Genomic DNA, 19,859 nt, shown 5'->3' with positions numbered 1-19,859 from the left:
CCAAATAATGGCTGCATGTTATCAGTTTTGCCTTTTGCAACAAGCGTTGCTTTTACAAAAAACACTCAATAACTATGTTCTTTTCGCTCCTTAAACATGCAAACGCGTCTTGCTAAAAGTCGATTGTCAAAAACCACTCAGGAAATGTTAATTTTCTATCAATTCGACCTATAAGAAACCGCACAAAATTGGTATGATTACCGCCATTTCTGTGAACTTAAACAGAGTCTGCTGCTGATTTTGGCATTAAATCGTTAACTAGAAGCATAATTAACCAATTTAATGACCAAGAATTAACGGCCACTCTTATCATCCTTGAATTGAAGGAAACGCGTGTGAATATCCAAGCACTTATTAATGACAAAGTATCTCAGGCTCTAGAAGCCGCTGGCGCACCTGCAGGCTCTCCTGCTGCTGTTCGTCAATCTGCAAAACCACAGTTTGGTGACTACCAAGCAAACGGCGTTATGGGCGTTGCTAAACGACTAGGCACTAACCCACGAGAATTTGCTCAAAAAGTATTGGACGTTCTAAACCTAGACGGTATCGCGTCTAAAGTTGAAATCGCAGGTCCGGGTTTCCTAAACATCTTCCTAGATGAAGCTTTCCTAGCCAAACAAGCAGACGCAGCATTGGCTGACTCTCGCCTTGGTGTTGCAGTAGCAGAAACACAAACAATTGTTGCGGATTACTCTGCGCCAAACGTTGCTAAAGAAATGCACGTTGGTCACCTACGTTCAACTATCATCGGTGATGCAGTAGTTCGTACTCTAGAATTTCTAGGCCACAACGTTATCCGCGCTAACCACATCGGTGACTGGGGTACTCAATTCGGTATGCTTATCGCAAACCTTGAGCGCGTTCAGGCTGAGTCTGGTGAAGTTTCAATGGAACTTGCTGACCTTGAAGGCTTCTACCGTGAATCTAAAAAGCTCTACGATGAAGACGAAGAGTTCGCAGTTAAAGCACGTGGCTACGTTGTTAAACTGCAAAGCGGCGACGAGTTCTGCGCAGAGATGTGGAAGAAGCTTGTTGACGTAACAATGATTCAAAACCAACGCAACTACGATCGTCTAAACGTGTCTCTAACACGTGATGACGTAATGGGCGAAAGCATGTACAACCACATGCTTCCAACTATTGTTGCGGATCTGAAAGAGCAAGGTCTTGCTAAAGAAGATGACGGCGCACAAGTTGTATTCCTAGACGAATACAAAAACAAAGATGGTGACCCAATGGGCGTTATCATCCAGAAACGCGACGGCGGCTTCCTTTACACAACAACCGACATTGCTTGTGCAAAATACCGTTTTGAAGAACTAGGCGCAGACCGCGTTCTTTACTTCATCGACTCACGTCAACACCAGCACCTAATGCAAGCTTGGACTATCGTTCGTAAAGCAGGTTACATCCCAGAATCTGTTTCTCTTGAGCACCACGCATTCGGCATGATGCTAGGTAAAGACGGTAAACCATTCAAGACTCGTGCAGGCGGTACTGTTCGTCTTGCTGATCTTCTTGATGAAGCCGAAGTTCGTGCAGCGCAGCTAATCGAATCTAAGAACCCAGAACTAGCAGAAGACGAGAAGAAAGCGATCGCGAACACTGTTGCTATGGCAGCGGTTAAGTACGCAGACCTTTCTAAGCACCGCACTACTGACTACGTGTTCGATTGGGACAACATGCTTGCATTCGAAGGCAACACAGCACCATACATGCAGTACGCATACACTCGTGTTGCTTCTGTATTTGCTAAAGCTGGCATTTCTATGGACTCGCTTGAAGGTGAAATCAAAATCACTGAAGAGAAAGAGAAAGCGCTTATCGCGAAACTTCTACAGTTTGAAGAAGCAGTACAGTCTGTTGCTCGTGAAGGTCAACCACACATCATGTGTAGCTACCTATTCGAACTAGCTGGTCAATTCTCTAGCTTCTACGAAGCTTGCCCTATCCTAGTTGCTGAAGACAAAGCTGTTAAGCAGAGCCGTCTGAAGCTTGCTGCACTAACAGCGAAGACGATCAAGCAAGGTCTATCGCTTCTAGGTATCGACACTCTAGAGCGCATGTAAGCGATTCGAGATTCGAGATTCGAGATTCGAGATTCGAGATTCGAGATTCGAGATTCGAGATTCGAGATTCGAGATTCGAGATTCGAGATTCGAGATTCGAGATTCGAGATTCGAGATTCGAGATTCGAGATTCGAGAAAATTAGAAAGGTTGACGTGAAAGCGTCAACCTTTTTTTTGTCTGGAGGTTTGTTTACTCGATTATTTAAGCGATTAGCTAACCTACACAGCAAGAGATCTCCTATTACGCTCATTCGTCGCTCTAGGAGATGACGAGAATAGGTGTAGTGAATCCAAGACAACATCAATGATGCGCCATCAAACCACACCAAATCGTTATCCCTCTTCTCACCATCATTCCCTACAGTGAGGGACGAACGTGATAGGGAATCTGCTTATTGAGAACGTAAGCCCTAGCCACATTCAAACTCCGACCTTATACTCATGTAAAACAATTAATTGGAAAGATCATGAGCTTCGAACTTCACCCGCAACTTGCGAAAGACACCACACTTATCGGCGAATTTCCACTGAGCTTAGCCCTGCTACACAAAGATAACGCAGTGCCTTGGGTTATCTTGGTACCAAAACGTGCCAACCTAAAAGAGTTGCACCACTTACCAATGAAAGAGCAACAGCAGTTCCTACATGAATCTCAGGCGGTAAGCCAAGCATTAGAAGCAACGTTCCAACCAGACAAATTGAACCTTGGTGCGCTGGGTAATATGGTGCCACAACTGCACATCCACCATATTGCACGCTTCAAAGACGACATTGCTTGGCCCGGCCCAGTATGGGGTAATACAAAAGGCGAACAGCGCAGTGAAGAAGATCAAGCCGCTATCCTGACTCGTATCCAAAACGTTCTGTCACTGAGCTCTATCTTCAAGAAAGCATAATTCGAATTCATCTCATTGAGCTTTAAAGCAAAACACTTCAGAAAAGACACATAACAAAAAGCCGCTCATCTTAGATAAGCGGCTTTGTCATTTTCTAATCTCGCCTTTTTCAACGAGAGTCTGAAGACCGAACTACATCATCACGTTAAGCGACAAACCATCTTGTTTGCTGATGGTGTAGCGAATACGCGTTGTATGACCATGCTTATTCGTATCGACCAAGCGAGAAACTTTCCCTTTCTTGACCCAAACACTCAGCATCGCATCGACGCCATCTTCACTCATGCCAAACTTTGCAGCGAGCTCTTTACGAGCCGCAACGCCGTGGCTATCAATGTATTGATGAAGTTCAGTTAAAATCATACTACTTGCACCTCTAGTGCTTTCTGCTTACTGCCCACTTTCTTGAAGACGCGATACGTCACCACAAAACCACCAGCAATCGCCACCATCCATACTGCACTTGTCACAGGATGCGCAGCAAAGTTTGCCGCTTGGTAGTAGAAAGTCGCACCAAAGTAACCAAGAGCCATCGTCCAAACCGCGATGAAGCGTGCAAACGTCTGACCAAATTCACGAACATAAGCACCCATCGCGGCCACACAAGGCGTGTAAAGCAGGATAAGAATCAAGTAAGCGAATGCCGCATGACCAGATACAAACTTGTCTTTCAAGTTACCAAAGATAGAGGTATCGACTTCTTGGTCAGCTGCTACAGAATTAGAGTCAGACAAGTCGCCAACTTCAATACCTAATGGATCTGAGTAGCTCAATCCGGCTAGGTTTTCAGGGATCGTCATTACCGCTTCTTGCAGGCTTACTGCTAAGTCAAACTCAGCTGCTTCTTCATCAGAAGGCGTTGTATATAGGCTATTTAATGTACCAACAACGGCTTCTTTAGCGAAAATACCTGTGATGATACCAACCGTTGCAGGCCAGTTCTCTTCAGTAATACCAATTGGTTGGAATACAGGTGTTACAACTTGAGCTGCTCTAGACAGTACTGAGTTTTCGCTATCTTCGTTACCAAAGCTGCCGTCCATACCTAGAGAGTTTAGGAAGCTAAGAATAGCCACAACCATCACGATTGTTTTACCTGCACCAAGTACGAAACGCTTCAGCTTCTGCCAAGTTTTCAACATTACGTTTTGCACTGTCGGCAATTCGTAATCTGGCATTTCCATCACTAAGCTATCACTGCTACCTGGGTAGATCGTGTTTTTCAGGAACAAACCCGTAAATACAGAAGCAACGATACCCATGATGTACAGAGCGAATACTACGTTTTGTCCTGCACCTGGGAAGAACGCCGCCGCGAACAGTGCGTATACCGGTAAACGAGCACCACATGACATAAACGGCGCCATTGATGCTGCTAGTTTACGTTCGCGCTCTTGGTCAAGAGTACGAGTTGCCATGATTGAAGGCACGTTACAACCAAAGCCCAGTACAAGTGGGACAAATGCTTTACCCGGTAAACCAATCTTCTGCATCACTTTATCAAGTACAAATGCAGCACGAGCCATGTAGCCTGAGCTTTCTAGTACCGCTAAGAATAGGTAAAGCGCTGCGATAACAGGAATAAAGGTCGCAACCGTTTGGATACCGCCGCCAATACCATCAGCAAGTACAGTGACTAACCAAACTGGTAAATGGTCATCTAATAAGTGGTGTCCACCATCAACTAATATTGCTCCAACACCAATATCGAAGAAGTCGATAAACGCACTACCGATATTGATAGAGAACATGAACATTAGGTACATGATAACGAAGAAGAAAGGAATACCGACCCATTTGTTCAAAATGAATTGGTCTGCTTTCTCTGTAAAGTTACGGCTTAGTTTGCCTTCGCTGCGACGAACACGTTTACAAAGGTCATGTAAGAAAGTGTATTTAGCGTCAGCAACAGCAAGGTCAATATCGAAATCGGCACCAAGACGCACGCTATCAATTTGAGTGCGAGTTTGTGGGGCTAAACCATTCAATACCAAGTAATCATTTTCTAAAGCACGAATCGCTAGCGCTCGGTGAGATACGTCAGCATCATCAAATTGTGACTCAACAGAAGGGATAAGAGCTTCTAACGCGGCATCGTAATCAATAGAGATAGGGTCAAGGCTCACACCTTGAACAAGCAGTTTATGCAGACGCTCTTTAAAGCGAACCACTTGACCTTTATCGTTTGCAGACAAGCTTAGAACTGGGCAACCTAGCTCTTTCTCTAGTGCTTTAAGGTTAATCACCTGACGTTCGCGCTTTAATACATCCATTTTGTTCAACACAACGATCATTGGGCGACCCAACTCACGCAGCTGTAATGTCATATATAAGCTTCGTTCTAGACAGCTAGCGTCGACAACATTGATGATCACATCTGCTGGGTGAGTTAAAACAGCGCGAGACGCGATAGACTCATCGATGCTGTTCGCATCATTACCACTGTCTAGTGCGTAGATACCCGGTAAATCCGTTAGTTGAAACTGATCACCAGCGTGCGAGTATAAACCCGTCTTCTTTTCAACAGTGACACCAACCCAGTTACCAACGTGCTGCTTAGCACCAGTCAGTGCGTTGAACAGTGTTGTTTTACCACTATTCGGGTTACCAACGGTAAGAACTTGATAATCCATTTAGATAACCTCGATTTGTTCTGCAATGCTTTCACGAATGGCGATAGAAACACCTCTCACTTCAACTTGAAGCGGATCACCCATAGGTGCACGGCGGATAAGCGTCACCTCGGTTTTTGGCAACATACCCATGACCATAAGTTTCTTCCTTACGTCTGGTGTTAAACCTGTTAGTGCAACAATAGAAGCCGCCTTTCCTTGCTCTAGTTGTGAGAGTTTCATAAGTACCCAATTCGTGACTGATAATGAGAAAGATTGTTATTAACGCCATGATACACATACATGCCCACAATTCTATTGTGTGAAATCAATGTTTTCGAAAATACATACTCGTAAGTTTCGTTAAAAACGTTTACGTCAAAAACGTTACTTTCAACAACTATCGAGAACTACCTCACTAGTACAAACCCTCCCAAACAAAAACAAATCATTAATTATCAACCACTTGAGACAATGTCGGTTTTCTCATAGGTATCTGTCGTTAATTTTATAAGTAAAATAAGTAGCTGGACGTATAGTTACTCCATCGAAGAGAAACTACTTCTCTTTAATTTTATTCCAGAGGTGATATGGCTTTGCTATATCACTCCGGCAGCAAGCGAAGGTGTCGTTGGCACCCGTGGTATAGTCCCCCCGGCTATGCCACGATATTTTTTTTCTTCCCTTTGTTTTATCCCAACAACCTTTTTAAACTCCCCATTTATCTCGTATCTCGTATCTCGTATCTCGTATCTCGTATCTCGTATCTCGTATCTCGTATCTCGTATCTCGTATCTCGTATCTCGTATCTCGTAGAAGCATAAAAAAGCCCCAACACGAATGTCGAGGCTAAAGTATCTTTATTTATGTTCTAGCTGAGTATCCGCTGCGTGCTACTCTTCGTTGTTTTCAGCAAACTTAGATGGTGACATGCCAAAGTGGTGCTTAAACCTTTGACTGAAATAGGAAGGGTCATTGAACCCCGAATCAAACGCCACATCAGAGATCTTCTCTCCAGCGAGTAAGCGCTCACACGCATGCTCTAGACGTACTTCATTCAAGTGCTCTTTGAAGGTCTTGTTGTAAGCCGATTTAAAGCGTCTCTGTAAGCTTCTCTCAGACATAAACAAATACTTAGCGGCAGTTGCAGTACTGAACTCGGCATCAGCGTAGTTTTCACTCACAAGCTGCGACACTCTGTTCTTCCACTCTTGTTCCGCTGTCAGTTTTTGTTGCTCTGGTGTTGAGGCGGCAAGCTTAATGGTTTCAATCTGTTCAATTGTGCTGGCTTCAAGATTGTCGAGTACTTGATACTCAATTGGCCACGAAAGCTGAACCTTATTTTGAGACTCCGAAACAAAGGCATTAAGCTCACCACCGCTCTGATTCATCAATAGCGGCAGCTTTTCGATGTTAAGGTCGGTCGACTTTCCGGTATTGTCACCCATGCTTGATGCCAGTTTAGGGAAAGGCATCCCATGATCTCGAATGGTTACAACAAGATGCTCCTTAACCTCTTCAACCAGAACCACCATACTCTGCGACTTAAAGTTTCTCTTGATGATGCTCGCAACCAAGCTATTGAAGATAATATCGAGATTAAAATACAGCAACGAGACATATCGTTGTTTTGTTTCGACTTTAATATCCAGTTCAATACCGGCTTTGGTTAAGTCATCCTGCCAAGCTTTGAGTACCACCTCTAAGATTAAAATTATATCGTAACAAACTTGCCCTTCTCCTTGAGGCGTATTACTCAATTGAGCTAAGCCATTTTTCAAGGTTAGAATCGGCGACTTCCCGAGCTCGTCATTCCAATTCGGGAGCATCGCAGCAATATGATTCACTTCAGAAGAGAGTTCATTGGCAGTGTGAGACACAAGCGCATTCTTCACGGATAGCTGCTTTTTAAGCTGTTGATTAGTGGCGAGTAATATCCGGCTTTGGTGCCTCAATTGGTCTGTCTTCAGTGCAACTTGCGCTTTTAAGTGCCGGTTGGCAAAAGTGACATAACGCGAACGCCAAAAGACTAAGATAGTCACAACGCCAATCAGTAATATCAGAGAGCTTGCTGCAGCCCAATTGGTCAGATACCAAGGCTCCGCAATCGAGAAGCTTTGATTGGTTGACACAAAGCGATAATGGGAGTCTTTAACCGGCTTCACTTCAAGTGTGTAATCCCCTGGAAGAAGATGATCGAGCGTTAACAAGCCCCCTTCAAACTCACTCCAAGGTTCATCGTCGCTCAGTCGGTATTCCATCGCAGGTGCGAACGTTGCTGGTAAGATACCTAGCTTAAACCCCATCGATGAACCATAAGGAATCTCATCCAGCTCTGCCATTTTCCCGCCAAGTGATACCGTTTGTTGGTCGACACTTATCTTACTCAACAAGGCACGGCTATGAGGTGTAGTTGATACCAGTAACTCGTTAGATAACGCGCTGACTACACCATACTTTGAGCCGAAAACAAGCCTCGAAGGTTGGCTATCTTGACTGTAAAAAAGAGCACACGCTCCTGCCGCCAGTTCATTGGTGATCAAACCAAATGGCGAACCTATGTGTTTATGCAGTTGCCCATCCAATCCGTAATAACTGATGCCTTTCGAAGAGCCTAACCAAACACCATTGTCATCGCTTATCAGGCAGTTGGGGCTAATATTGTCTTCAACAAGAGTGATTTCTTGAATAATAGAGCTGTCATCCGGGATTCGATACACGCCATAACTGCTCGCAAACCACTGCGCTCCATCCTTCGCTTTTTCAATATCGACGACTTTGCCAAACCGTTCGCTGGAACGACTAAAGCTAATTCGTTTATCAATGAACGAGTAGAAGCCATGATCCGTTCCTATATAGATGCGACCTAGCAAGCCTACATTGAGAGCGGTGATCTTCGCAGGCAAGAACTTGTCGACTAACCAGTCAGTGCCATAACTCGTCAGTTTCATGGTTTCGATAGATAACGAATAGAGGTTTTGCCCAGAGGTCATCCAAAGAACGTTATCGGCTTGAAGCGCAAGGTTTTCAACACGCACTCCCTCAATTGGCCTTGGTAAATCAAGGGCTTCGGGTTGTAGTGTTTCCGTATTTAGACTGATGATACCTTGTTCGGTCGCCAACCAAATGGAAGAGCCAAAGATCTCAAAATCATTAACAGGGTTAGAGTAAACACGAATTGGGTTCTCTTCACTTTCAGAATCAACCAAGTAGAGCCCCATTGAAGACGCGACCCAAGATAACTGGTCACTGACAGGCAGTACTTTATTGATCACCACACTACTCGAATGCATGCCCATTCCAGTTAGGGGTGTTCTCGAGAAGGTTTTGCTGAACAGTGAGAAGTATCGGATACCGTTGTTTGTCGCAACCCACATACCACCAGCATGATCGTTTATCAACGAATATATTTTCTCACCCGGTAACGAGAAGTCTTGACTAGCGGCTTGTTCGAATCGAGTAATTTGTCCCGTAATAAAGTTGTAGCTAATAAGGCCGTGCTCTGTACCAATCCAATACTGGTCCGAAGTTTCGGCCAACGAGAGAACATGCGACCCTTTAACGATGGTCTCTTTGTCTGGGTTCGCGAGATCAACAATCACAGCACCATTTAAAGTACCGATCACTAACTCACGTCGAGCATTCGAAAAATAAACCGTCTCAATATGGTTTTTGTCTGATGCGGTGACATGGGTAAACTCTTGATTCTCTGAAAGGTAAACGCCAGAACTGGTCGCTAGCACCCACTTTGATAGTACCCACTCAGCGTCGTTAATCGCAATGTCACTGCTGTTATTGTATCGGTACAGTTTAAGTAGAGAGTAGGTGTTGAATTCTAAAGATTGAGTGTTGTAGGTATAGAAATTACTGCCGTCAGTAACCCAAATATAATCGCCTGATGCACCGATATTCGCTATTTCAGCGCCGGGACTTAGGCTAAACGCCAATTCGTTGCCAATTCCAGGGTTATGTCGATAGACCTCATTGTCGAAAAATGTCCAAAACTCATCGTTCAGAAAGGCGACTCTTTCCGAAGAAAATTGCAGTAAGCTTCCCTTGCGAGGGAATAGAGTTCGACCATCGTAAAAGAGTACTTTTCCATGCACATCATGAACCCAGAGCCCACCTCCGGCACCTAAATACAAGTTTTTAGCCGCAAGGAAATTCCCTTGCGCTTGAGCGGGCAAAGGATAGAAAACGGAGGGCGAGGTATTTACCGCTAGAACGCTAAATGAAATGCTCATTAACATGAACATTTTGAAGATAATTCGATACAACTCTTAATCCTGAACAGCAACAACACATGAAATTTTGGGTACCACAACGTCTTATCGTTGCTAAACCAAAAACTGAGTTTTTTTGTGCTTATTATTATCTTTCCATTTTAGCGGAAATTAGAAAAGGAGAAAGGAGGTTTGTTATTTGTTAGGAGGTTTTATCTTAGCGGTCACGAAAATGCCGCAAAAAGCGGCATGATTCATAAATTAACGAGAGCAAAGTAGAGTAAAGAATACTCGTTTATGACTTACTTCTCGTCTAAGCAACTTGTATAGCTATCTGTAAGTTGCTGAAGAAAATCGAAATAGCTTCCACTCTTCACTTCAACTGTTGAACCGATAGGGTCAAGCTGACCTTGTTTTGCGTTACTTCCGCGCGTCACTGATTCAATCACAGCAGGAGTGAATTGAGGCTCAGAAAACACACATTGAACGTTTTCACGTACTATCGTTTTCTTAATAGCGATCAGGCTTTTTGCACCCGGCTTACGCTCTGGGCTCACCGTAAAGTGACCTAAGTTATTTAGCTCAAACTCTTGCTCAAAGTAACCATACGCGTCATGAAAAACGTAGTAACCTTTGTCTTTCACGGGTGCAAGTTGCTCTCGAATAGACTGTTGCTTCTCTTTCAATGCAATCAGGAATGAATCGAGATTCTCTTGGTACGCCATTGCGTTGTCTGGATCAGATTCAATCAACTTAGCTGAGATGTATTTTGCAGCTACTTCAACTTGCTCGATACCTAACCAAAAATGCGGGTCATGGCTACCGTGGTGGTGCCCTTCATGTGCATCGTGGTCATGCTCTTCGTGTCCGAACTCTCGCAAGTTGATTCCGGGAATATCACTGATCTTGATAACATTTTCTTTTGAACCAATCACCTTAGTCAGAAAGGCTTCTAGGTCAGGGCCGAACCAGATGACCATATCGGCACTATGAACTTTTTTGACATCCGATGGCTTAAGCGCATAATCATGCGGCGAAGCATTGCTGTTCATCAACACATCCGGCTCACTAACGCCTTGCGTTAATTCTGTCACAATCATTTGAATTGGTTTAAAGCTTGTTAGAATAGTATTGGCACTTGCGACACTTGGCGCTAAAAGCAAAGTAGCAAGTATAAAAGATGAACGTGACATAATCCCTCGATAATAGAAAAGTAGCTTAGGCTTGAGGTAAATGTTACATTATAACATTAGCGAATTGCAAATGAGTTCTATTCATGGATAACTTAATCCAACTAGATTCTGTGAGCGTCGAATTTGACGGTCGAAAAGTTCTAGACAACATCTCTCTAAATTTAGAGCGCGGCAGAATCACCACCCTGATTGGGCCAAACGGTGCAGGAAAGTCGACATTAGTAAAAGTGGTACTGGGTTTACAGACCAAATTTTCAGGCACAATAACAAAAGCTAAAAAACTGAAAATTGGCTATGTACCACAAAAATTAAAGCTCAATGATTCCCTACCGCTCAACGTAGAGCGTTTTCTAAAACTCACTGGCAATTTCAGTCAGCAAGAGATCCTTGAAGCATTGAAGCTTGTTGGTGCTGAACATCTGCAGAAGAGTAACATGCACCAGCTATCTGGCGGAGAAAACCAACGTGTGCTCATTGCTCGTTCATTGCTAAGAAGACCAGATCTACTGGTTCTCGATGAACCGGCTCAAGGCGTCGACGTTCAAGGGCAAATAGACCTGTATGACTTGATTGACACCATTCGCCACCGCTTTGGTTGTGCCGTATTTATGGTTTCACACGATCTGCATTTAGTGATGGCAAAAACAGACGATGTTATCTGTTTACACCACCACATCTGTTGCTCAGGCGCACCTGCAGACATCAAACACCATCCTTCGTATATTGCGCTCTTTGGCACCGCGACCCAAGAGACGCTAGCGTTTTATCATCACCAACACGAACATCACCATCATGATCTCGCAGGCCAGCCTGTCGAAGGCGACGTGCATGAATGTTCAAACCATAAACACGGACACCACTAATGCTTGAGTTTCTTCTTCCCTCTATTTTGGCGGGTTTGGGTATTGCACTAATTGCAGGCCCACTAGGTTCATTCGTGGTGTGGCGTAAGATGGCTTACTTTGGTGACACGCTTGCTCACGCTTCTTTGATGGGCTTAGCACTTGGCTTTCTGTTCAACATTAACTTGTATTTCGCGCTGCTGATTTGTTGTTTGATGCTGGCCGTGTTGCTAGTGACTTTACAAAAACAAAAGCTGGTCGCGACCGATACCCTACTCGGTATTTTGGCGCACAGTGCGCTATCACTTGGTTTGGTTGCTGTCAGTTTCTTAGATAACGTTCGTGTTGACCTAATGAGCTACCTATTTGGTGACTTGCTGGCAGTATCTCCAACGGATTTAGTGTTCATCTATGCGGGTGCTGCTGTGATTGGATTAGTACTTGCTATCTTTTGGCGACCACTACTATCAACGACGGTTAACGAAGATCTCGCGGCGGTTGATGGCATCAACATTGATTTAATGCGTCTGATTCTGATGCTATTGGTCGGTATCGTGATTGCTGTCGGTATGAAGTTTGTTGGTGCGTTAATCATGACATCGCTACTGATTATTCCTGCAGCAACGGCAAGGAAGTTCTCGAGCACACCTGAGCAGATGGCCTTCCTTGCATCAATTATTGGCTCTATCGCTGTATTCGGTGGATTAAGCTTGTCTTGGTTCTATGATACGCCTGCTGGCCCGTCTGTGGTTATCAGTGCGGCAGCAATGTTTATGCTATCTCAAATGGTTAGAAGTCGAGCTTAGCACTTAGCAGTACGATCTCGTATCTCGAAAACATAAAAAAAGGCTTGGTCAGTGACCAAGCCTTTTTAATATCGTTTCAATTAACTTCTATCTCAATCGATAAAAGCCAGCTGATTACCAACCCGTGATTTCACGTAGGCCTTTACCGATGTCAGCAAGAGACTTAACAGTCTTAACGCCTGCTGCTTCTAGTGCTGCGAATTTATCTTCAGCAGTACCTTTACCGCCAGAGATGATTGCGCCTGCGTGGCCCATACGTTTGCCCGGAGGAGCAGTAACACCAGCGATGTAAGATACAACTGGCTTAGTTACGTTTGCTTTGATGAAATCAGCCGCTTCTTCTTCCGCAGTACCACCGATTTCACCAATCATTACGATTGCTTCAGTTTCTGGGTCTTCTTGGAAAAGTTTCAAGATATCAATGAAGTTTGAACCTGGGATAGGGTCACCACCGATACCAACACATGTAGACTGACCAAAGCCTTCATCTGTTGTTTGCTTAACTGCTTCATACGTCAGAGTACCGCTGCGAGATACGATACCTACTTTACCCTTCTTGTGGATGTGACCAGGCATGATACCAATCTTACACTCGTCTGGAGTGATAAGACCTGGACAGTTAGGACCGATCATGCGAACGCCAGTTTCTTCTAGCTTCACTTTAACGTCGATCATATCTGTTGTAGGGATACCTTCAGTGATCGTTACGATCAGTTCGATACCTGCATCAATCGCTTCTAGGATTGCATCTTTACAGAAAGGAGCTGGTACGTAGATAACTGTTGCTGTTGCGCCAGTTACTTCTACCGCTTCACGTACTGTGTTGAATACTGGAAGGCCTAGGTGAGTTTGACCACCTTTACCAGGTGAAACACCACCAACCATTTGCGTACCGTATGCGATAGCTTGGTCTGAGTGGAATGTACCTTGACCGCCAGTGAAACCCTGACAGATTACTTTAGTGTCTTTGTTAATTAATACAGACATTATTTAGCCTCCGCAGCAGCAACAACTTTCTGAGCAGCATCTGTTAGAGATTCAGCTGCAATGATATCAACATCAGAATTAGCAAGTACTTCGCGACCTAGGTCTGCGTTTGTACCTTCTAGACGAACAACTACAGGAACTGTTACGCCGACTTCTTTAACTGCACCGATAATACCTTCAGCGATCATGTCACAACGAACGATGCCACCGAAAATGTTTACGAGTACTGCTTTGACATTGTCATCAGAAAGGATGATCTTGAATGCTTCAGCTACACGTTCTTTTGTCGCGCCGCCGCCTACATCAAGGAAGTTTGCTGGCTTGCCGCCGTGTAGGTTTACGATATCCATCGTACCCATCGCAAGGCCTGCACCGTTAACCATACAGCCAACGTTACCATCTAGTGCTACGTAGTTCAGTTCCCACTGTGCTGCGTGTGCTTCGCGCTCATCTTCTTGAGATGGATCGTGCATTTCACGTAGTTTAGGCTGACGGTACATCGCGTTTGAGTCGATGTTGATCTTGCCGTCTAGACAAAGCAGGTTGCCTTCGCCAGTAATGACAAGCGGGTTGATTTCTAGTAGAGCTAGGTCGTACTGAGAGAACATTTTGCCAAGACCCATGAAGATCTTAACGAACTGTTTGATTTGATCGCCAACTAGACCAAGTTTGAACGCCAGTTCACGGCCTTGGTAAGCTTGAGGGCCTACTAGAGGATCGATCGCTGATTGGTGAATCAACTCTGGAGTTTCTTCAGCGATTTTCTCAATGTCCACACCGCCTTCAGTTGACGCCATGAATACAATTTTACGCGTTGCGCGGTCAACAACAGCACCTAGGTAAAGTTCGTTAGCAATGTTTGATGCTTCTTCAACTAGGATCTTAGTTACAGGCTGACCATTAGCGTCTGTTTGGTAAGTCACTAGGTTTTTACCTAGCCACTTTTGTGCAAACTCTTTAACGCCTTCTTTGGTGTCATGTAGCTCTACGCCGCCCGCTTTACCACGGCCACCAGCGTGTACTTGACACTTAACGACTTTCTTGGCTGTACTGATACGACCTGCAGCTTCGAAAGCTTCTTGTGCAGTATCACATGCGAAACCTTCTGGTACAGGCAAACCGAATTCTGCAAACAGCTGTTTGGCTTGGTATTCATGCAAATTCATTTTGATATTCCGTTTATTTTCCCTTAAGGGATTATTATTTCCATAACGACACAGTTTCCTGTGTTACGTCTGTAGGGTCTTCTCAAAACAACTGCTGTCCATTTTCTAATGGCTTTACAGTTCAATTGAAGGCCAGACGTTGAGCAGCCTAGCCTTTGAAACTTTTTACGTCTAGCTAACGGGGTTAACTAGACGTTTTAGCGATACTAAACGTCTAATAGCAGACGGGCAGGATCTTCTAGAAGCTCTTTGATGGTCACTAGGAAGCCAACTGATTCACGGCCATCGATTAGACGGTGGTCGTAAGAAAGCGCTAGGTACATCATTGGTAGAATCTCTACCTTGCCATCAACAGCCATTGGACGGTCTTGGATTTTGTGCATACCCAAAATTGCCGCTTGAGGCGGGTTGATGATTGGCGTAGACATTAGAGAACCAAATACACCACCGTTTGTGATAGTGAAGTTGCCGCCCATCAGTTCATCAACCGTTAGCTTGCCGTCACGACCTTTGATTGCTAGCTCTTTGATGCCTTTTTCGATATCAGCGAAACCTAGTGTGTCACAGTCTTTGAGTACTGGAGTCACTAGACCACGTGGCGTAGATACCGCCATGCTGATGTCGAAGTAGTTGTGGTAAACGATATCTGTACCATCAATAGAAGCGTTCACTTCTGGGAAACGCTTCAGTGCTTCTGTTACTGCTTTCACGTAGAAAGACATGAAGCCAAGACGCGTATCGTGACGTTTCTCGAATTGGTCTTTGTACTGCTTACGAAGGTCCATGATTGGCTTCATGTTCACTTCGTTGAAAGTAGTCAGCATTGCTGTGCTGTTTTTCGCTTCTAGAAGACGGTTTGCAACTGTCTTACGCAGGCGAGTCATAGGCACGCGTTTTTGGCTGCGAGCCGCTGCTGGCGCTTCAACTGCTGGTGCAGATGCTGCTGCCGGAGCCGCTTTCGCTGCTGCTAGGTGTGCGTCGATGTCTTCACGAGTAATACGACCACCAACACCAGTGCCTTTAACGTCAGCTGGTTGTAGGTTGTGCTCAGCAAGCAGGCGACGAACAGCTGGGCTTAGCGCGTCGTTGTTCTCTTCTGTTAGCGCAGCTTTATGGCGCTTATCAGGAGATGCTTCTGTATCTTCAGTGGTGTCTTTCGTTGGTTCACCAGCGACAGCACCCGGCTTGATTTTAGCCAGAAGCTGCTTAGAAAGTACCGTAGCACCCTCTTCTTCGATGATAGCTTCCAGAACACCCGCTTCAGGAGCCGGTACTTCTAGAACTACTTTATCTGTTTCGATATCTACAATGACTTCATCACGTGCAACCGCTTCGCCCGGTTTTTTGTGCCAAGTAGCAACTGTTGCATCAGCCACAGATTCAGGTAAATCTGGAACCAGAATTTCAATTGTCATGTGCGTATTTTCCTTTTACTTCTAGTTCTTAAGTAGGGTCAAAGCGTCGTCAACTAACGCTTTTTGTTGTTTCAAGTGTACTGACATATAGCCAACAGCTGGTGATGCTGATGCAGGACGACCTGCGTATTGAATATCAGCACCTACTGGGATAGCAGCTCGGAAATTATGTTGGCTACTGTACCAAGCACCTTGGTTTTGTGGCTCTTCTTGACACCAAACGTAATCGACTACATTTGTGTATTGTGCGATGGCAGCTCTCACATCCTCATAAGGGAACGGGTAAAGTTGCTCAATACGTACAATAGCGACATCGTCTTGCTCGTTCTTACGTCTTTGGTCAAGCAGGTCAAAGTAAACCTTACCTGAACAGAACACGACGCGTTTTACGTTCTCAGGCGCCAGGTCATCAATTTCTGCGATAGCTGGTTGGAACGTGCCTTCTGCCAAATCTTCAAGAGAAGAAGTACACAGAGGGTGACGAAGCAATGACTTAGGTGACATTACAATCAGTGGACGACGCATTGGTCGAACAACCTGACGGCGAATCATGTGGTAAACCTGAGCTGGTGTTGAAGGAACAACAACCTGCATGTTTTGTTCAGCACATAACTGAAGGTAACGCTCAAGACGTGCAGAAGAGTGCTCCGGGCCTTGGCCTTCATAACCGTGAGGAAGCAGCATAGTTAGACCACATAGACGTGCCCACTTTTGCTCACCTGATGAAATGAATTGGTCGATAACAACTTGTGCACCGTTTGCGAAGTCACCAAATTGAGCTTCCCAAAGGGTTAGACCGCTTGGCTCTGCTGTCGCGTAACCATACTCAAATGCGAGTACCGCTTCTTCAGATAACACAGAGTCAAACACTTGGAATGGCCCTTGTTTATCATGAATGTTCGCAAGAGGAACATACGTGCTTGCATCTGATTGATTGTGCAGTACTGAGTGACGGTGGAAGAACGTACCACGACCTGAATCTTGGCCTGAGATACGAATACGCTTACCGTCGTCAACAAGTGTTGCGTATGCCAGAGTTTCAGCCATACCCCAATCGACTTGTTTCTCACCATTCACCATGGCAGTACGATCGTTGTACAGTTTATTTACTCGGCTTTGCAGCTTGTGGCTGTCCGGGTATTGACAAAGTTTGGTACCAAGCTCTTTCAGGCGCTCGATATCAATCTTGTTATCCCACTCGATGTTCCAGTCGTGACCTAGGTAAGGAGACCAGTCTACTGAGTGAAGAGCCATTGGACGCCACTCTTTAACCACAACTTCACCGTGATCAAGTGCATCACGATATTCGTTAACTAGCTGAGTTGCTGTATCAATACCAAACTCACCGCGCTCCATTAGCACGTCAGCGTAAAGCTTACGTGGTGTTGGGTGCTTCTTGATTTTTTGGTACATCAAAGGCTGTGTTGCATTCGGCTCATCGGCTTCATTGTGACCGTGGCGACGGTAACAAACCAAATCAATAACAACATCACGCTTAAACGTATTACGGTAATCCAATGCAAGACGCGCAACAAACGCAACCGCTTCTGGATCATCAGAGTTAACGTGGAAAATCGGAGCCTGAACCATCTTCGCGATATCGGTACAGTACATCGTAGAGCGTGTATCGCGAGGGTTAGACGTTGTAAAACCAACTTGGTTGTTTACAACGATACGAACCGTACCACCTACACAGAAACCACGAGCTTGAGACATGTTAAACGTCTCTTGTACTACACCCTGACCAGCGATAGCTGAGTCACCATGGATAGTAATTGGAAGTACACGGCTACCATCATTATCACCAAGGCGATCTTGACGTGCACGTACTGAACCGATAACTACCGGGTTTACGATTTCTAAGTGAGATGGGTTAAATGCTAGTGCTAAGTGAACGTTGCCGCCTGGCGTTGCGAAGTCCGCAGAGAAGCCTTGGTGGTATTTCACATCACCAGTACCCCACGTGTCATCGTGCTTGCCCGCAAACTCGTCAAACAGGTCTTGTGGCTTTTTACCAAGCACGTTGACCAACATGTTTAGACGACCACGGTGAGCCATACCAACAACAACTTCACGCATGCCTTGTCCGCCAGCATGACGAATAATTTCTTTCGTCATTGGGATAAGAGCATCACCACCTTCCAACGAGAAGCGTTTTGCGCCTGGGAATTTCGCACCAAGATAGCGCTCAAGACCTTCAGCAGCAGTTAGCTCTTCTAGGAAAGCTTGCTTTTCTTCTTTGTTGAAAGAGGGTTGACCAGATACAGACTCTAAACGTTGTTGGATCCAACGCTTTTGCTCTGTATTTGTCATGTGCATGTATTCAGCACCAATAGAGCCACAATACGTTTGCTTTAGAGATTTGTAGAGATCTTTAAGCACCATCGTCTCTTGGCCAATGGCGTAAGAGCCGACGTTGAACGTCTCATTGAGGTCATCTTCGGTAAGAGTGTGGAAAGAAGGGTCCAGTTCATCAACTGTCGCTCTTTTCCATAAACCTAGGGGGTCTAGATTTGCTGCTTGATGCCCTCGGAATCGATAGGCATTAATAAGTTGCAGAACCTTTACTTGTTTCGCATCGACATCTGGATCACTAACTTGGACACTGTAATGCTTTGTTTCTTGAGCGAGTCGACGGAAGTATTCACGAACACGAGAGTGTGGTTGTTCCACTGTCTCTGAAGCTTGCACAGGCAGTTCTTCAAAAACACTTCTCCATTCGTCACTTACCGAATCTGGGTCACTTAGATACAGTTCATAGAGTTCTTCTACGTACGTTGCATTGGCGCCAGCCAAGTGTGAAGACTCGAGCCATGCCTTCATCACGCCGTTGTGCATATTTTCCCTTAACCAGTAGTTTTCACGTTTGCTGCGGTCTATGCCGAGCTATTAAAAGGCCGCCCCAAAACTTCTAGGGCGGCAATTTTTATATAACTTAAACCGAACGATTCACTAGCATGGTCTTGATGTGACCAATCGCTTTCGTCGGATTTAATCCCTTAGGACAAACACTTACACAATTCATGATGCCATGGCAACGAAAAACGCTAAATGCATCATCAAGATCGGACAAACGTTCGTCTGTCGCTGTATCTCGGCTATCAATTAGCCAACGGTACGCTGCAAGCAGGCCTGCTGGTCCGATGAATTTGTCAGGGTTCCACCAGAATGATGGGCATGACGTTGTACAACATGCACACATGATACATTCGTACAATCCATCTAAATGAGCACGCTCATCAGGGCTTTGTAAGTTTTCACGAGCCGGTGGCACATTGCCATCAGACACTAAGAATGGCTTCACTTTTTCGTAGTTATCGTAGAACTGAGTCATGTCTACAATCAGGTCACGAACAACGGGTAAGCCAGGCAGTGGGCGAATCACAATCTTGTCTTGGCCCGAAAGCGCAGACAATGGCGTGATACACGCTAGGCCATTTTTACCGTTCATGTTCAAACCATCCGAGCCACATACACCTTCACGGCATGAGCGACGGAATGAGATTGTTGGATCTTGCTCTTTCAACAGAATAAGCGCATCCAAAAGCATCATGTCTGAACCTTCATCCACTTCTAGAGTGTATTCCTTCATATAAGGTTTCTGGTCGACATCTGGATTGTAACGATATAAAGAGAAATTCAGTTTCAT

General features: G+C 45.0%; 14 protein-coding genes. 4 read left to right on the top strand and 10 right to left on the bottom strand.

Features of this window, described 5'->3' with window-relative positions; all coding sequences use genetic code 11:
* Positions 1-335: 335 nt before the first annotated feature.
* Together argS and LMH68_RS12320 are read left to right on the top strand one after the other, a co-directional pair.
* The gene (gene argS / locus LMH68_RS12325) at positions 336-2,069 is read left to right on the top strand and encodes an arginine--tRNA ligase (RefSeq protein WP_017070297.1); all 1,734 of its coding nucleotides are present in this window, start codon (positions 336-338) and stop codon (positions 2,067-2,069) included.
* A gap of 468 nt (positions 2,070-2,537) precedes the next feature.
* Positions 2,538-2,966 (top strand): HIT family protein, encoded by a 429-nt coding sequence (locus LMH68_RS12320; RefSeq protein ID WP_017061937.1) that lies wholly within the window; start codon positions 2,538-2,540, stop codon positions 2,964-2,966.
* 132 nt (positions 2,967-3,098) lie between these two features.
* On the opposite strand, the gene LMH68_RS12315 is transcribed toward LMH68_RS12320, so the two are convergent.
* From LMH68_RS12315 to znuA, 5 genes are all read right to left on the bottom strand, one after another.
* Positions 3,099-3,329, bottom strand: a complete 231-nt coding sequence (locus LMH68_RS12315; protein WP_017061938.1) for a FeoC-like transcriptional regulator — start codon at positions 3,327-3,329, stop codon at positions 3,099-3,101.
* Positions 3,326-5,599 carry a Fe(2+) transporter permease subunit FeoB gene (gene feoB, locus LMH68_RS12310; protein WP_229647129.1) on the bottom strand — a complete coding sequence of 758 codons (2,274 nt, stop codon included), beginning with the start codon at positions 5,597-5,599 and terminating at the stop codon, positions 3,326-3,328. The genes LMH68_RS12315 and feoB overlap by 4 nt, the downstream gene beginning before the upstream one ends.
* Positions 5,600-5,821, bottom strand: a complete 222-nt coding sequence (locus LMH68_RS12305; protein ID WP_004734203.1) for a FeoA family protein — start codon at positions 5,819-5,821, stop codon at positions 5,600-5,602.
* A 650-nt stretch (positions 5,822-6,471) separates the two neighbouring features.
* On the bottom strand, positions 6,472-9,834 hold the full coding sequence (locus LMH68_RS12300; protein WP_229647167.1) for a helix-turn-helix domain-containing protein: 3,363 nt from the start codon (positions 9,832-9,834) through the stop codon (positions 6,472-6,474).
* Positions 9,835-10,103: 269 nt separating this feature from the next.
* Complete coding sequence (gene znuA / locus LMH68_RS12295) at positions 10,104-10,994, bottom strand: zinc ABC transporter substrate-binding protein ZnuA (RefSeq protein ID WP_017067380.1); 891 nt, start codon at positions 10,992-10,994, stop codon at positions 10,104-10,106.
* An 83-nt stretch (positions 10,995-11,077) separates the two neighbouring features.
* On the opposite strand from znuA, the gene znuC reads away from it, so the two are divergent.
* Both znuC and znuB read left to right on the top strand, forming a co-directional pair.
* Positions 11,078-11,857 (top strand): zinc ABC transporter ATP-binding protein ZnuC, encoded by a 780-nt coding sequence (gene znuC, locus LMH68_RS12290; RefSeq protein WP_017061943.1) that lies wholly within the window; start codon positions 11,078-11,080, stop codon positions 11,855-11,857.
* Positions 11,857-12,642 carry a zinc ABC transporter permease subunit ZnuB gene (znuB, locus tag LMH68_RS12285; RefSeq protein ID WP_017061944.1) on the top strand — a complete coding sequence of 262 codons (786 nt, stop codon included), beginning with the start codon at positions 11,857-11,859 and terminating at the stop codon, positions 12,640-12,642. Before znuC ends, znuB begins: the two co-directional genes overlap by 1 nt.
* Before the next feature lie 114 nt (positions 12,643-12,756).
* Here znuB and sucD read toward each other — a convergent pair whose 3' ends face one another.
* The 5 genes from sucD to LMH68_RS12260 all read right to left on the bottom strand — a co-directional run bounded on the left by sucD (position 12,757) and on the right by LMH68_RS12260 (position 19,859).
* Entirely contained in the window at positions 12,757-13,629 is an 873-nt protein-coding gene (gene sucD / locus LMH68_RS12280) for a succinate--CoA ligase subunit alpha (RefSeq protein ID WP_017061945.1), read from the bottom strand.
* Positions 13,629-14,795, bottom strand: coding sequence for an ADP-forming succinate--CoA ligase subunit beta (gene sucC / locus LMH68_RS12275; protein ID WP_019820479.1), 1,167 nt, complete (start codon positions 14,793-14,795; stop codon positions 13,629-13,631). The genes sucD and sucC overlap by 1 nt, the downstream gene beginning before the upstream one ends.
* A gap of 206 nt (positions 14,796-15,001) precedes the next feature.
* Positions 15,002-16,210, bottom strand: coding sequence for a 2-oxoglutarate dehydrogenase complex dihydrolipoyllysine-residue succinyltransferase (odhB, locus tag LMH68_RS12270; protein ID WP_017056410.1), 1,209 nt, complete (start codon positions 16,208-16,210; stop codon positions 15,002-15,004).
* Positions 16,211-16,231: 21 nt separating this feature from the next.
* Positions 16,232-19,048 carry a 2-oxoglutarate dehydrogenase E1 component gene (sucA, locus tag LMH68_RS12265; protein ID WP_017061946.1) on the bottom strand — a complete coding sequence of 939 codons (2,817 nt, stop codon included), beginning with the start codon at positions 19,046-19,048 and terminating at the stop codon, positions 16,232-16,234.
* Positions 19,049-19,145: 97 nt separating this feature from the next.
* Complete coding sequence (locus LMH68_RS12260) at positions 19,146-19,859, bottom strand: succinate dehydrogenase iron-sulfur subunit (protein WP_010436773.1); 714 nt, start codon at positions 19,857-19,859, stop codon at positions 19,146-19,148.

It is taken from the genome of Vibrio sp. F13 (assembly GCF_020806305.2).
GTDB classification, from domain to species: domain Bacteria; phylum Pseudomonadota; class Gammaproteobacteria; order Enterobacterales; family Vibrionaceae; genus Vibrio; species Vibrio crassostreae_C.
The sequence above is the reverse complement of the archived record's forward strand: the minus strand, read 5'-3'. Positions and strand labels throughout refer to the sequence as shown.